This window comes from Actinobacillus vicugnae, from assembly GCF_901687125.1.
GTDB lineage: Bacteria > Pseudomonadota > Gammaproteobacteria > Enterobacterales > Pasteurellaceae > Actinobacillus > Actinobacillus vicugnae.
Window position 1 is genome coordinate 73,450 of the sequence record NZ_CABFJY010000001.1, and the last position, 14,637, is coordinate 88,086.

Below are 14,637 nucleotides of genomic sequence, written 5' to 3' on the forward strand. Positions count from 1 at the left end.
TATGGCTTTTAGTTGTTTAAGTCTTCAGTGCTTTATTTTAAAACGGATAATTCTTATTTACCATTTTAATATGCCCTAATTGGTTTGGGATTAATTCATATAGATAAAAATCGTCATTATCTGATTTTAGCTCTTCAGCAAGAATAAACGTTTTATGATATTTGGTAAGCACGTAATACATTTTCTGCTCTACTTCAATCATATCAAAACGAGTTTTAAAATGTGGACGTAGGTAGCCAACCAAAAAAGCAAATAGCACAAAATAAACATAAGTAAAAATCATGACATGATTCTTATGATTTTGGAAAAAGTTAATTGCCGTATAAACGTTGATATTGCTGATATGGCGATTAATTGGTCGACTAAATAGCAACGAAAAAAACAGTACCGTCGCAACATAGACAATAACCATAAGTTGAAAAATTTCTCCAGTCATTAGTGTGCTGACGATCAAAATTGGTAGAAATACCACGGCGCATAAAACGGTTGCTCGCACAAATTTCACACAACCATCACTTAAATATGGTTTTATCTTCACCAATAAGCATAGTCCAATCAAGTAAGTTAAACACAGTACTAGTGTGACTGTAATTACGTAGCCTAAACTGCGTGCGACATTGTCAGCGCCAATATCAACATACCACCAAGAAAAACCGTAAAAACATGCCGTTGCCCAACCATAGGAGTAAGCAACTGACCAACTCAACACACCTAGAAAAGCCATGGAAATAGAAAGAGAAGAAGATACAATTTTGTTGATGATTTTAAGCATCCGTTTTAAGTTCCTCATATCGTACAAAAAAGAGGCGACGAATTATATTACAAAATTTACGACTGCTCAATTAGAAATCAAGTTGTTCAAAAACTGTAAATTTTTTAAGGATTTAATCGTTTGCGTCGAATTACGATCATAATCACATCTTCCTTAACCCTTTTTTGTTAACTGCCCACGCACGAGCCGTGCGTGGATAGGAAATTTTACCGCTTGTGCCTAATCCCTATCGCAATCAAATCTCCCCTAACCCCTCTTTGCTAAAGAGGGGGATTTTTTGGAGGCAACCTAAAGACATCATTTACACAGCTGAAATAATTTTTCTTGTTATACGATTCATTTTTTGTAAAAGATATCAATCAAAAAAAGCATATTAACCCTACAAATCTATATTGATTGTGTATGGCGTGATATGGCTGAGCTTTACTTTAATGATAATTATTTACCCGAAAAATTACAGTGTAGGGACTAGTATGACAATTCCTCCTAAAAATGCTTCGCCTAAACGCCCAAGGGCAAATGGTTTGGGTATAGAGCACCCTACGCTCAATCAATATGTCCGACCTTGTCAAATGCCCACACGTCAATTGATGTGCGGGCTATAAAGTTTAAGCGGTTTTATTTTCTAACACTTTCATTAACGGTTCGTTGTGATAAATGTGTTGTTCTTGGCTGGCGATTACATCCAAGTAATCATCGCTATTGGCGATAATAATTGGGGTCATCACGGTATAGCCTGCTTGGCTGATTGCGTTGATATCGAATGTGCCTAATAATTGCCCAACGCTGATACGATCACCGTCTTTCACAAAGGTTTCAAAGTGTTTACCGTTAAGCTGAACCGTATCCATACCAATATGAATCAGCACTTCTAAGCCATCGTCTGATACAAGATTATAGGCGTGTTTGGTTGGGAATACCGAGCTTACTGTACCGTTAATTGGTGAATATAAATTGCCTTCGATTGGTAAAATTGCCACCCCTTTACCTAACGCTTCAGAAGAGAACATTGGGTCTGAAATAGTGGTGAGTTTATGGAGCTCGCCTGTTAATGGGCTAGTTACGCTATATTTTTCAAGTGGAATAGTAGAAACCACTGGGGCTGCAGGTTTTTCTTCAATTTTGACCGCTTGTTGAGGCAACATATTGTCATTGTAGCCGAAGAAATAGGTTGCAACACAGGCCACTACAAATGCCACAACCATACCTAGCGTGTAAGACACTACGCTAGAGCCTTCACCAATAATTGAAGGATAGAATAATAAACCTGAGAAACCGAATGCGAACATTTTCACTGGGCTAAGCGCCATTATTGCGCCCCCCACAGCGCCACCAATCACACCGCATACAAATGGTTTTTTAAAGCGAAGAGTGATACCGTAAATCAATGGTTCGGTAATGCCTAGTACGCCACTAAATGAGGTTGAGCCTGCAAGGGATTTAATCGTTTTATTGCGTGTTTTAAGGAACACCGCCACCGTTGCACCTGCTTGTCCTAGTACAGCGGCTGCTGTAAATGGAGCAATAAGATCGAAGCCAACTATAGCCATATTGTTAATCATAATTGGCACTACGCTCCAGTGAACGCCGAAAATTACTAACGGTTGCCAGAATGCACCAATCACAACGCCTGTTGCCACAGGGCTTGCTTCGTAAAGCCACGCTAAACCCGCAGCAATGGTACTGCCAATTCCACCACCGATAGGGCCAATCAGTGCTAATGTGAGTGGTACAACAATTAATAATGTGCTAGCTGGTGCAAAGAAATTGCGTACTGATTCGTGGAAAATCCCTTCAAAGAAACGTTGAATATAAGATTGTGCCCATACTGCTAGTAAAATTGGGATCACGCTGTAAGCGTAGTTCATTGTAGCGAGTTCAAAGCTTAAAAATTCTAGTGGTTTGCCACTTTGACTGATTGCAACAATGCTTGGATAGAGTAATGCCCCCGCCACGGCAACCGCAATATATGGGCTGGTTTTTAATTTATTCGCCGCAGTAAACGCTAATAACATGGGTAGGAAATAGAAGGTTGAAGTAGCTGTTGCATCAAGCACAGTGAATGTGCCAGAGGCTGGGTTGATTAAACCTGCAACCTGTAAAATAGCGAGCAAGCCTTTTAAAATACCCGATCCCGCCATTACCCCGATAAGAGGTGTAAATGAACCAGAAAGGAAATCAATTCCACGACTGAGCAACGATACTTTTGGCAAGTCAGCCTCGCTTCCCGCCTGAATATTCGCTTGCGCCATAATTTCTGCATATACTTTGGGTACATTGTTACCAATAACGACTTGGAATTGCCCTGCACTTTCTACCACACTAATTACACCTACAGTTTGATTGAGCAAATCTTTCTCCGCTTTTGCTCGGTCTTTTAACACAAAGCGTAAACGAGTTGCACAGTGTACAAGGGAATGCACATTTCCTTCCCCACCAACAAGTCGAATAATATCGCTTGCTAATTTGCTAAAGTCTTTTGCCATAGCTTATTCCTCTAAAAAATTACAAATCTGGAGGCAATAAAAAAGCCTAAGCAGAACGGATACTTATGTATCGCTCTGCTTAGGCTTGCCGAATTAACGTAACACCCTAAGTGTCTTTTCAGTTGCAAATTTATACAAAAATTCGACCACTTGCAAAAGCCAATCTCTGGAAATGTGAGTGAGATCACAAATTTTTTATCACTCTCACCATCAAATTTTTCTGAATTAAAGCGGGGATTTGTAACATATAGGAGAAATTCGACCGCTTGTCATTTTCTTCCACGTATGAGCCACTGTGCGAGGTTATCAGACTCGTGAGCCTGTTGAGTAGCTTTAGCAGTAAGTTACGCATTGCTATATTCGGTACGCTCGCCTAGCCAGCGACGAATAAGGGCTTCGGCAAGCGGTGGATTTTGCTGAATAATTTGTTTGGCATAGTTTTGTACCAATGGAATCATTTTGCGATCTCGCATTAAATTGGCGACTTTAAATTCTGCCATGCCCGTTTGTTTTGTACCTAATATTTCGCCAGTGCCACGAATTTCTAAATCTTTTTCAGCTATGTAGAAACCGTCTTGGCTGTCGCGCAACACTTGTAAACGCTTGCTTGAAATTTTGCCTAATGGCGGTTTATAAAGTAACACGCAGTGCGATGCGGTTGCACCACGTCCAACACGTCCTCGTAGCTGATGCAGTTGGGCAAGCCCTAACCGCTCAGAGTTCTCGATAATCATCAAACTGGCATTCGGTACATCAACGCCCACTTCAATTACAGTAGTTGCGACTAATAAATCAATATTTGCAGCTTTAAATTCTGCCATAATCTCTTGTTTTTCTTGTGGTTTCATCCGCCCGTGTACCAAACCGATCTGCAAATCGGGTAAGGCGCGTTGTAAGTCTTCCGCAATTGCCGCTGCCGCTTGTGCTTCAAGTACTTCTGATTCATCAATTAAAGTACAAACCCAATAGGCTTGGCGGTTTTCCTTTTTACAGGCTGCATATACGCGGCGCACGATTTCATCGCGTCTGTCTTCCGAAATCGCTACGGTTGTAATAGGGGTTCGCCCTGGCGGTAATTCATCAATAATTGAAGTGTCAAGATCAGCATAGACCGTCATCGCTAAGGTACGAGGAATAGGAGTTGCGGTCATAATTAGCTGATGTGGATAAATGCCATTTTTCGCCCCTTTTTCACGCAATGTTAAGCGTTGATGTACACCGAAGCGGTGCTGTTCATCAATAATCACTAAAGCGAGCTGATGAAATTCGACACTCTCTTGGAAAAGGGCATGAGTGCCGATAATCATTTGAACTTCGCCATTTTTAATCGCTTCCAATTGCGCAGTACGAGCCTTACCTTTGACTTTACCCGCCAGCCAGCCAACTTCAATTCCAAGTGGACGTAGCCAGTTAGCGAAATTATTGGCGTGTTGTTCAGCAAGAATTTCGGTCGGCGCCATGAGTGCCACTTGCTTGCCATTGTCGATTGCCAGTAACGCAGCAAGTGCTGCTACCAGTGTTTTACCTGAACCGACATCGCCCTGAACTAAACGCATCATTGGGGAAGGTTTGGCTAAATCTTGCTCAATGTCGGCAGTTACACGGATCTGTGCATTGGTTGGTTGAAATGGCAAACTTGCTAAAAAACGGTTTTTGAGATCGGTTTGATAATGCAATGGTGTTGCTTCAAGCTGATTTACTCCTACTCGCACTTGTTGCATCGCTAAATTGTGAGCCAATAATTCTTCGAAAATCAGCCGCTTTTGGGCGAGATGGTCGCCTTTTTCCAATTGTTCTGAAGAAATCGTTGGAGGCGGGCGGTGTAGTAATTGCAATGCTTGTTTTAGGCTGTATTTGTGTGGGTTGTATTCATCGGGCAATAGCTCGTCAACTTTGATTTTATCTAATAGTGCCAACGCTTGTTCGGTCAATTTACGCAATGAATTTTGTTTAAGTCCTTCTGTGGTGGAATAAATTGGCGTCAAAGTTTCGGCAAGTTCAAGCGGTTGATTATTGCGAATAATTTGATATTCAGGGTGATGAATTTCTGCCATAAAACGCCCACGTTTAATTTCACCAAAGGCTTTCACACGTGTGCCAGTGGTCAGGCTATTTTTCATACCTGCATTGAAATTAAAAAATTTGAGGGTGATTTTACTGGTGCCGTCAGAAAGCACAGTAGATAAAATCGGGCGGCGACCGAATTGTACTTCGGTCAGTTGTACGATTCCTTCAATAGTGGAGAAACTTTCAGGGCGAACATCTGCAATCGGCGTGATACGAGTGCGATCTTCATAGCGATAAGGCAAATGAAATAACAGATCTTGCACGTTATTAATGCCGATTCGGCTGAGTTTTTCTGCCATTGCCGCACCCACGCCAGAAAGCGCAGTTAAAGGTACACCATCTAATAATTGTTCGCTCATAGTAAAATGTTTGTTAAATCTGACCGCTTGTTTTCAATAGCGCTAATATAACAAATACTGTTTTTATATACAAATCAAGCGGTCTGTTTTCTCTGATTTTTTGCAAATTGCAAAAATGGCTAAAAATCTGACCGCTTTTGCTTTAGAATAGAGCCCATTTTTCGATATTTAAAATAACAATAGGAATAACAATGCGTACAAGTCAGTATTTATTTTCGACCCTTAAAGAAACGCCAAACGATGCACAGGTGGTGAGTCATCAATTAATGTTGCGTGCTGGTATGATTCGTCCGATGGCTTCAGGTTTATATAACTGGTTGCCGACGGGGATCAAGGTGCTGAAAAAAGTTGAAAATATTGTTCGTGAAGAGATGAATAAAGGCGGGGCGATTGAGGTGTTAATGCCAGTGGTTCAGCCTGCGGAGTTATGGCAAGAATCTAGTCGTTGGAATGATTACGGTGCGGAGTTATTACGCTTTGTTGATCGTGGTAACCGTGATTTTGTACTTGGCCCAACTCATGAAGAAGTGATTACCGATCTTGTTCGTCGTGAAGTATCATCGTACAAACAATTGCCAATTAATTTATATCAAATTCAAACTAAATTCCGTGATGAAGTACGTCCTCGTTTTGGTGTGATGCGTTCGCGTGAATTTATTATGAAAGATGCCTATTCTTTCCATACAGACAAAGCCTCATTACAAGAAACTTATGATGTGATGTATCAAGTGTATAGCAATATCTTTACTCGCCTTGGGTTAGATTTCCGTGCGGTACAAGCGGATACAGGCTCAATCGGAGGCTCTGCTTCACATGAATTCCAAGTGTTAGCATCAAGCGGTGAAGATGATGTGGTATTTTCAACTGAATCAGATTTTGCTGCCAACATTGAATTAGCGGAAGCTGTTGCAGTGGGTGAACGTGGTAAACCAACCGTTGCGATGGAATTAGTGGACACACCAAATGCGAAAACCATTGCTGAACTTGTTGAAAATCACGGTTTAGCGATTGAAAAAACGGTTAAAACCCTGATTGTAAAAGGGGCAAACGAAGAGCAGCCATTGATTGCGTTAGTGATTCGAGGCGATCACGAATTAAATGAAATCAAAGCACAAAAACACCCTTTAGTTGCCGACCCACTAGAGTTTGCTGATGAAGCGGAAATCAAAGCCAAAATTGGGGCTGGTGTAGGGTCACTCGGTGTAATTAATATGCCAATTCCAGTGATTATTGATCGCTCAGTGGCGTTAATGTCTGATTTCGGTTGTGGCGCAAATATTGATGGTAAACACTATTTCAATGTGAACTGGGAACGTGATGTAGCAATGCCAGAAGTGGTGGATTTACGTAACGTAGTAGAAGGGGATCCAAGCCCAGACGGCAAAGGCGTGTTACAAATTAAACGTGGTATCGAAGTAGGACATATTTTCCAACTTGGTACCAAATATTCAGAAGCGATGAAAGCGACTGTACAAGGTGAAGACGGTAAACCGCTGGTGATGACTATGGGTTGTTACGGTATTGGTGTAACACGTGTGGTGGCGGCAGCAATCGAACAGCACCACGATGAGCGTGGTATTATTTGGCCATCAGATGAAATTGCACCATTCACAGTAGCAATTGTGCCAATGAATATGCACAAATCTGAAAGCGTGCAACAGTTCTCTGAAGAATTGTATCGCACCCTAAAAGCGCGCGGTGTGGATGTGATTTTCGATGATCGTAAAGAACGTCCAGGTGTGATGTTTGCGGATATGGAATTGATCGGCGTGCCACATATGGTGGTAATTGGTGAGAAAAACCTTGCAAACGGTGAAATCGAATACAAAAACCGTCGCACAGGTGAAAAACAAATGATCGCTAAAGATCAGCTTTTAGATTTCTTAAAAGAGAATGTGAAAGCGTAATAGGTAAAATCTAGATGAAAAATGACCGCTTGTTTGGAACGCAAGCGGTTATTTTTTCACTAAAGTTTACGATTACTCTTCGGTGTTTGATGACAATATTCTTTTAACATTTCACGTAATTTATCGTTATTTTGTTTAAAATAGCGACATTTCGGACATAGCCATAAGTGGACTTGTAATTGAATACTGTCTTTTACTTTGAGTTTTTGTTCACAACTTAGTGAAATCAATTCTGAGGCATGCTCACAATTCATTATTGTTTTTCTCCCTCGAACCAGTTTTTGGCTAAACAGGCTTGTAATTGTAATCTTGCACGGTGCAGGATAACGTGTAAATTAGCGGTAGTAATACCACATTCCAAACAAATTTGCTCGCTACTCATTTCTAAATGTTCACGCATCATAAAGACGCGTGCTTGCTGTGCAGGCAATTTATTTAAGCAAATGTCGAAGATCGCCCAAAATTCTTTCTTATAAGTGATCTGATTGACATCTTCCCATTCTTTCGGTTCATAAGTTTCAGAAACCCAATAACCTGTTTGATCAAAAAATTGATTCGGACTTTCTTCGTCCATCAGCTCGGAGACGTTTACTGTTCGTTTCTTATATTTTATCAAGTCTATAATCTTATTTTTTAAGATAGCAAAGACCCAAGTTTTTAGCGCAGACTGCCCTCGGAAAGAATTAGCGCTTTTGTAAGCACTCATTAAAGCCTCTTGTACTACGTCTTCAGCAAGATCAGGATCTTTGAGTTGTAAAGTCGCAAACTTAATCATTTGTAAGCGGATTTCTTCTATTCTTTGTGGAGTAATAGAATTAAATTGTTCAATATTTGACATTTCTATTCCTTTAGCCATTAAATGAAAAATTATGTAATTATTCTTATATTAATTTAGACAAGTAGATTATACATAAAAGGAGTCAATAATGAAAAAATTAACAGCTTATGATGTAACACCTGAATCAGTTTTTAATCAACGGCGTCAAATTATTAAGGCTGTAGGGCTTGGGTTAGTGGCCTCAAGCTTACCAAATATAGGGGTTGCTGCATCAGATTCAAAAAAATTAGCCGCTTTAGATTTTAAAGCGACTTCTACTTCTGATTTGGTGCTAACGCCAGAAAGCAAAGTGACGGGCTATAACAACTTTTATGAATTTGGTACAGACAAAGCCGCACCAGCTAAATTTGCACAGAATTTCAAAACTGATCCTTGGCAATTAGAAATTACTGGTGAAGTTGAAAATCCTTTTGTACTTAATCATACACAATTATTTAATACATTCCCGCTGGAAGAACGTATTTACCGTTTTCGCTGTGTAGAAGCGTGGGCAATGGTCGTGCCGTGGATTGGATTTGAATTAGCACGTTTGATTGAAATGGCGAGACCAACTCATAAAGCCAAATTTGTTGTATTTCACACTTTGCACGATCCAGAACAAATGCCTGGTCAGAAAAATAAATTTTTCGGTGGTGGTATTGATTACCCTTATGTAGAGGCCTTAACCATTGAAGAGGCGTTGAATTCACTTACCTTACTTTCTGTCGGTCTATATGGAAAAATGTTACCGCCACAAAATGGCGCGCCAATTCGTTTAGTTGTGCCATGGAAATACGGCTTCAAAAGTATTAAATCCATTGTGAAAATCACTTTTTCAGAAACACGTCCAAGAACGACTTGGGAAAGCCTTGCTCCAGATGAATATGGTTTTTATGCGAATGTGAATCCAAATGTGGATCATCCGCGTTGGTCACAGGCTTCAGAACGTGTGATCGGTGGCGGTGGTTTGCTTGCGGTGAAACGCCAGCCAACATTAATGTTTAATGGCTATGAAAAAGAAGTGGGTGATTTGTATAAAGGCTTAGATTTGAGGGTGAATTTTTAAATGTTGGGATTATTACGAGGGATTATCCATATTGGATGTGCGCTGCCATTGGCATGGTTATCTTATATTTTATTGAGTGGCGATACAGAAGCTTTAGGTGCAGACCCAAGTAAAGATTTAATTCACTTTTTAGGTTATACCGCCATTATTATTTTTTGTGTGATGTTTTTACTCGGGATTGTGCTGCAGATACTGAATAAAAACCAATACCAAATTTTGCGCCGTCCTCTTGGTTTATGGGCGTTTGTATGGGCATTGCTACATGTATGTGGTTACTTAGTGTTAGAACTTGGTTTAGATTTTTCGCTGTTTATTAGTGAATTAGTGTTAAGACCATACTTGATATTAGGTGGGGTAGCTTTTCTCGTACTGCTTATTATGACGATCACTTCAGTGCCGTTTATCAAACGCAAGTTAGGTAAAAAGTGGTTTAGCGTGCATCAACTGGCTTATCCTGCCATTGTCTTTGCTGCAATTCATTATTATTGGTCGGTTAAAGGAGTGACACTTGGACCAATTGTGATTGGGATAATGGTAGCTGTTATTGTGTTGTGGAAATTTGCGGGGAATAGCATTTTACAGCGTTTTAAAGCATAACAATTTATAGGGTGTGTTTCTTGCTAAGTTATATATTTTGCTGAGGTGTCCTCGGCATTTTTTTATTAAGCAGTTAGATTTGCAAAAAAAGCGCAAATTTAGCCGCTTATAGATGCAAACGGGCTTCCAAAAAGAAGCCCGTTTGCATATAACATTTGAATTATAGAATATTAGCAAATTTCTCTAACATTTCTTTTGGCCATACGCTTGATTGCACTTCACCGATATGTGCTTTACGCAATAAGAACATGGCTAAGCGAGATTGACCAATACCACCTCCGATTGAAAGCGGTAAACGACCTGCTAATAAATCTTTATGCCAATCCATTTCTAAACGATCTTGATCGCCTGTTAGCTCTACTTGTAAGCGTAACGCTTTTTCATCAACACGAATACCCATTGACGAAAGCTCAAATGCGCTACCTAATTGTTCATTCCACACTAAAATATCACCGTTTAAACCTTTGTAGCCGTTTTCTGATTCTGTAGTCCAGTCATCGTAGTCTGGTGCACGACCATCGTGTGCTTTTCCGTCTGATAATTTGCCACCGATACCAATTAAGAATACGGCTCCGTGTTCTTTACAGATTGCATTTTCACGCTCTTTACCTGTCATATTTGGATAGCGCTGTACTAATTCTTCACTGTGTACAAAAGTAATTTGTTTCGGCAGAATTGATGGAATATCAAAACGTGCTTCAACCGCTAATTCAGTTAAACGAATCGCTTTATAGATTTCGTTTACGGTTTCTTTTAAGAAATCGAAATTACGACGACCTGCAGGAATCACTTTCTCCCAGTCCCATTGATCCACATATACAGAATGGGTTGGATCAAGAGAATCTTCATCTGGACGTAATGCTTTCATATGTACAAATAAGCCTTCGCCTTCTTTAAAACCGAATCGTGCTAAAGTGTGGCGTTTCCATTTTGCAAGTGAATGCACTACTTCAAATTTTGCGTTCGGGATACATTTTACGTTTACTTGTACCGCTTTTTCGATACCAGAAAGGTTATCTTGCATACCATTGCCCACTTCACTCAGAATCGGACCTTGCACTTCAATAATGCCTAATTTATCAATCAAATATTGTGTAAAAGTGTTTTTAACGAAACTAATTTCTTGTTGCTGTAAAATAAATGTCTTTTTCATTGTTTATCCTTAAATAAAATCGTTTTGTCACCCATCATTTCGGTGTGAGGTATGAACACAATTTAATATAAATCCGAAAAAATACAATAGATGTCAAATAAAAAACTCAATTAGTTAGATATTATCTAATTTTTTATGCTAAATTTTGATTATTCATTAGTAAAACCCAAAAATGGAGTGAATTTTGCACACTAATTATCACACAAAGCCACAGATTGATCCGCTTGATCGGCAAATTTTACGCGCATTAGTGGCTGATGCCCGCACACCTTATGCAGAAATGGCAAAGAATTTTGGCGTAAGCGCAGGGACAATTCACGTTCGTGTAGAGAAAATGCGTCAAGCAGGAATCATTGAAGGTACCAAGATTCGGATTAATGAACGTAAACTGGGTTATGATGTTTGCTGCTTTATTGGGATTATTTTGAAGTCTGCAAAAGATTATGAAAAAGTGATCGCAAAATTGAATGAGTTTGAGGAAGTGGTTGAGGCCTACTATACCACGGGGAACTATTCGATTTTTATTAAGGTTATGACGCATACTATTGAAGAATTACATCGTGTATTAGCGACTAAAATCCAGTTAATTGACGAAATTCAATCGACTGAAACACTGATTTCAATGCAAAATCCAATTTTGCGTGAAATTCAGCCGTAAATTTTCTTGCAAAAATGACCGCTTGTGCTGATTGGACGCAAACGTTTACAGGTGATCTAGTTCACAAATTTGCAAATTTTTTAGTAAAAACAATCGCTTATCTTTAGGTTTCGTGTTTGAATAAGCATAAGTTTTTAAATTTTATAGAGTCCAAACAAAGGAGATTCGAAATGTCAGAAGTATTCCATTTAGGTTTAACCAAAGCAATGTTAAAAGGGGCAAAAATTGCCATTGTTCCTGGTGATCCTGCTCGTAGCGAGCGTATTGCGAAACGTATGGACAACCCAGAATTTTTAGTTTCAACCCGTGAATTTACTTCTTGGTTAGGTTATGTAGACGGTGAACCTGTGGTGGTTTGTTCAACAGGTATTGGTGGTCCATCTGTGTCAATTTGTGTGGAAGAATTAGCGCAGCTTGGTGTGCGTACCTTCTTACGTATTGGTACAACAGGTGCGATTCAGCCACATATTAATGTAGGTGATATTTTAGTGACCACAGGCGCTGTGCGTTTAGACGGTGCAAGCCGCCATTTTGCGCCGCTTGAATATCCCGCAGTAGCAAATTTTGAATGTACCAATGCGTTATATGCGGCGGCAAAATCGGAAGGTGTAACACCTTATGTAGGTATCACCGCTTCATCGGATACATTCTATCCAGGTCAAGAGCGCTATGACACATTCACAGGTAAAATTTATCGTCATTTCCAAGGTTCATTAAAACAGTGGCAAGAACTTAACGTAATGAACTTTGAGATGGAATCAGCAACCTTATTTACGATGTGTTCAGCGCTTGGCTTGCGTGCAGGTATGGTTTCAGGTGTGATTGTAAATCGTACGCAGCAAGAAATCCCAAATGAAGCAACAATTCATGCTACTGAAGCAAAAGCGGTTGCCGTGGTGGTTGAAGCAGCTCGCCAATTGGCAAAAGCATAATACGTGTAGCTTTGTGTTGATTCACAACAAACGGTTAGATTGTTAAAATAATTCGGTATTATGTAGCATTTATACAAACATTTTTTGTAGGAGCGAGTTTTGTGCCCGCCGCCCGCATGAAATTTTGTGTGTTTACTTTTGTGCATTTGCTACATAATTTCGAAATAATTTGCAATTTAACCGCTTTTTTATTTCTATGTTAGAACAATATCGCCAAATTTTAATTCAAAACCATTGGTCTTCATCTCCTGAATGTCTGACTGCACCTCAACAGGAATGGTTATTACATCAAGGCTCATTGACCAAAAAGCTCTTAGCAGTTACCCAACAACTGAATGTAGAAATTACTCAACAAAAATGGCTTGCAAAAAATTCAGAAAATTTGACCGCTTGTGATTCGGATTGTTGGTTGCGAGAAGTGCTATTAAAGGAGAGAAATCAGGCTTGGATTTTTGCGCAAACCTTGCTACCAAGAGAAACTATAGAAAATGTTGCGCAGCAAGTGCCTTTATTAGGCGCTAAACCTATTGGTTTATGGCTATTTGCACAACAACCACAGCGCATTTCATTGGCTTGGCAACAAGATCATGATTCGGGAATGTATATGCGCCGAGCTTGCTATCAATTAAAAGGCTATCCACTTGAAATCAGAGAACTATTTTTGCCTGAATTTGCATTTTTTAATCAATCAAGTAGGACAACTACTCCTAGTCGGAAGCTTTAATGTTGCACGAACATTGATAGACTTGAATCCATAAAAATAAGAGAGTAGCATTTCAACCAATTTCTTCTTGCTTTTTATGATATGAAACCAACAATTCTTTTATATGATTCGGGGATGGGCGGACTTACGATTTATGATGCGATACGCCAAACTTTGCCGAATGCTCATTATCTTTATTGTTTCGATAATGCTTACTTCCCTTATTCAGAACGTTCTGAAAATGTTTTAATTGAGCAAGCGGTCAAAATTGTGCAAAAAATTGCAGAAAAACACCCGCTTGATATGGTGATTGTGGCTTGTAATACCGCAAGTACCGTAGTATTACCCGCTTTAAGATCTCGATTTTCTTTTCCCATTGTCGGCACCGTACCTGCGATTAAACCAGCAGCTGCGATTTCAGAAAGCAAAACCATTGGTTTGCTTGCTACCAAAGGTACCGTGGAGCGACCTTATGTGACGGAACTTATTGAAAAGTATGCGAAAAATTGCGTGGTTGAAAAATTAGGAACAACTGCATTAGTTGAGATCGTTGAAGAAAAGATCCGCACAGGGCAAGTAAACCTGGCTCGTTTACAAGAAGTAATCGCAGAATGGCAAACGCACCCGACATTAGATACCGTTATTTTAGGATGTACACATTTTCCACTCGTGAAGCAAGAACTACAGCAAATGTTACCGAATGTGAAATACTTTATTGATCCAGGTAATGGTATTGCTAATAGAGTGAGTGTCTTACTACAAGAGTTTCCTTCAAAGAATACCCAACAAAATGGGGAAAATATCGCCTTTTGCACCAAAATGGATGAAGAGTTCGCTAAAAGAGAAGTAATCATGCAGCAATGGGGCTTTAAGCGATTAGAATTATTAAATTTTTCTTAAAAATAAAACTCTTATAAATCAAATGGTTATGTATTTTTATTGCTTAAAGTTGGCGAAAAACAAAACATTTGATTAAAAAATTAAAAAAAAGTGCTTGCATAGGCTTAGAAAATCTCTATAATGCACCACACACAACGACGCACTGTTGTGAACGAAGTTAAGTTATCCAGTGCGTCGTTTCTTTTTGTTCTTTAACAATCTATCAGACAATCTGTGTGGG

Annotated in this window: 13 protein-coding genes; 7 read left to right on the top strand and 6 right to left on the bottom strand. The window is 39.6% G+C overall.

From position 1 onward, the window contains the following. Positions 1 to 37 precede the first annotated feature (37 nt). The 3 genes from F8M47_RS00350 to recG all read right to left on the bottom strand — a co-directional run bounded on the left by F8M47_RS00350 (position 38) and on the right by recG (position 5,684). Positions 38 to 772, bottom strand: coding sequence for a hypothetical protein (locus tag F8M47_RS00350; RefSeq protein ID WP_167509581.1), 735 nt, complete (start codon positions 770 to 772; stop codon positions 38 to 40). Positions 773 to 1,380: 608 nt separating this feature from the next. Next, entirely contained in the window at positions 1,381 to 3,258 is a 1,878-nt protein-coding gene (locus F8M47_RS00355; protein ID WP_150538237.1) for a beta-glucoside-specific PTS transporter subunit IIABC, read from the bottom strand. Between the two features lie 344 nt (positions 3,259 to 3,602). Beyond that, entirely contained in the window at positions 3,603 to 5,684 is a 2,082-nt protein-coding gene (recG, locus tag F8M47_RS00360; RefSeq protein ID WP_150538238.1) for an ATP-dependent DNA helicase RecG, read from the bottom strand. A gap of 191 nt (positions 5,685 to 5,875) precedes the next feature. Between recG and proS the strand changes: the two genes are divergently transcribed. Continuing rightward, positions 5,876 to 7,591, top strand: coding sequence for a proline--tRNA ligase (proS, locus tag F8M47_RS00365; protein ID WP_150538239.1), 1,716 nt, complete (start codon positions 5,876 to 5,878; stop codon positions 7,589 to 7,591). Between the two features lie 59 nt (positions 7,592 to 7,650). Here proS and F8M47_RS00370 read toward each other — a convergent pair whose 3' ends face one another. After that, entirely contained in the window at positions 7,651 to 7,845 is a 195-nt protein-coding gene (locus F8M47_RS00370; RefSeq protein WP_150538240.1) for a zf-HC2 domain-containing protein, read from the bottom strand. After that, positions 7,845 to 8,429, bottom strand: coding sequence for a sigma-70 family RNA polymerase sigma factor (locus tag F8M47_RS00375; protein WP_150538241.1), 585 nt, complete (start codon positions 8,427 to 8,429; stop codon positions 7,845 to 7,847). The genes F8M47_RS00370 and F8M47_RS00375 overlap by 1 nt, the downstream gene beginning before the upstream one ends. Before the next feature lie 88 nt (positions 8,430 to 8,517). Here F8M47_RS00375 and msrP point away from each other — a divergent pair, with 88 nt between their 5' ends. Together msrP and F8M47_RS00385 are read left to right on the top strand one after the other, a co-directional pair. Continuing rightward, positions 8,518 to 9,474 carry a protein-methionine-sulfoxide reductase catalytic subunit MsrP gene (msrP, locus tag F8M47_RS00380; protein WP_150538242.1) on the top strand — a complete coding sequence of 319 codons (957 nt, stop codon included), beginning with the start codon at positions 8,518 to 8,520 and terminating at the stop codon, positions 9,472 to 9,474. Beyond that, entirely contained in the window at positions 9,475 to 10,071 is a 597-nt protein-coding gene (locus tag F8M47_RS00385) for a protein-methionine-sulfoxide reductase heme-binding subunit MsrQ (RefSeq protein ID WP_150538243.1), read from the top strand. A 160-nt stretch (positions 10,072 to 10,231) separates the two neighbouring features. On the opposite strand, the gene asnA is transcribed toward F8M47_RS00385, so the two are convergent. Continuing rightward, a complete protein-coding gene (gene asnA / locus F8M47_RS00390; RefSeq protein ID WP_150538244.1) occupies positions 10,232 to 11,224 on the bottom strand; it encodes an aspartate--ammonia ligase in 993 nt (330 codons plus the stop codon). 184 nt (positions 11,225 to 11,408) lie between these two features. On the opposite strand from asnA, the gene asnC reads away from it, so the two are divergent. The 4 genes from asnC (at position 11,409) to murI (ending at position 14,417) form a co-directional block, all read left to right on the top strand. Further along, positions 11,409 to 11,882, top strand: a complete 474-nt coding sequence (gene asnC, locus F8M47_RS00395) for a transcriptional regulator AsnC (RefSeq protein ID WP_150538245.1) — start codon at positions 11,409 to 11,411, stop codon at positions 11,880 to 11,882. A 170-nt stretch (positions 11,883 to 12,052) separates the two neighbouring features. Continuing rightward, complete coding sequence (udp, locus tag F8M47_RS00400) at positions 12,053 to 12,814, top strand: uridine phosphorylase (protein ID WP_150538246.1); 762 nt, start codon at positions 12,053 to 12,055, stop codon at positions 12,812 to 12,814. Positions 12,815 to 13,004: 190 nt separating this feature from the next. Further along, positions 13,005 to 13,538, top strand: coding sequence for a chorismate--pyruvate lyase family protein (locus tag F8M47_RS00405; RefSeq protein ID WP_150538250.1), 534 nt, complete (start codon positions 13,005 to 13,007; stop codon positions 13,536 to 13,538). A gap of 81 nt (positions 13,539 to 13,619) precedes the next feature. Further along, positions 13,620 to 14,417: a glutamate racemase gene (murI, locus tag F8M47_RS00410; protein ID WP_150538247.1), complete on the top strand. Its 798-nt coding sequence runs from the start codon at positions 13,620 to 13,622 to the stop codon at positions 14,415 to 14,417. Positions 14,418 to 14,637: the final 220 nt, after the last annotated feature.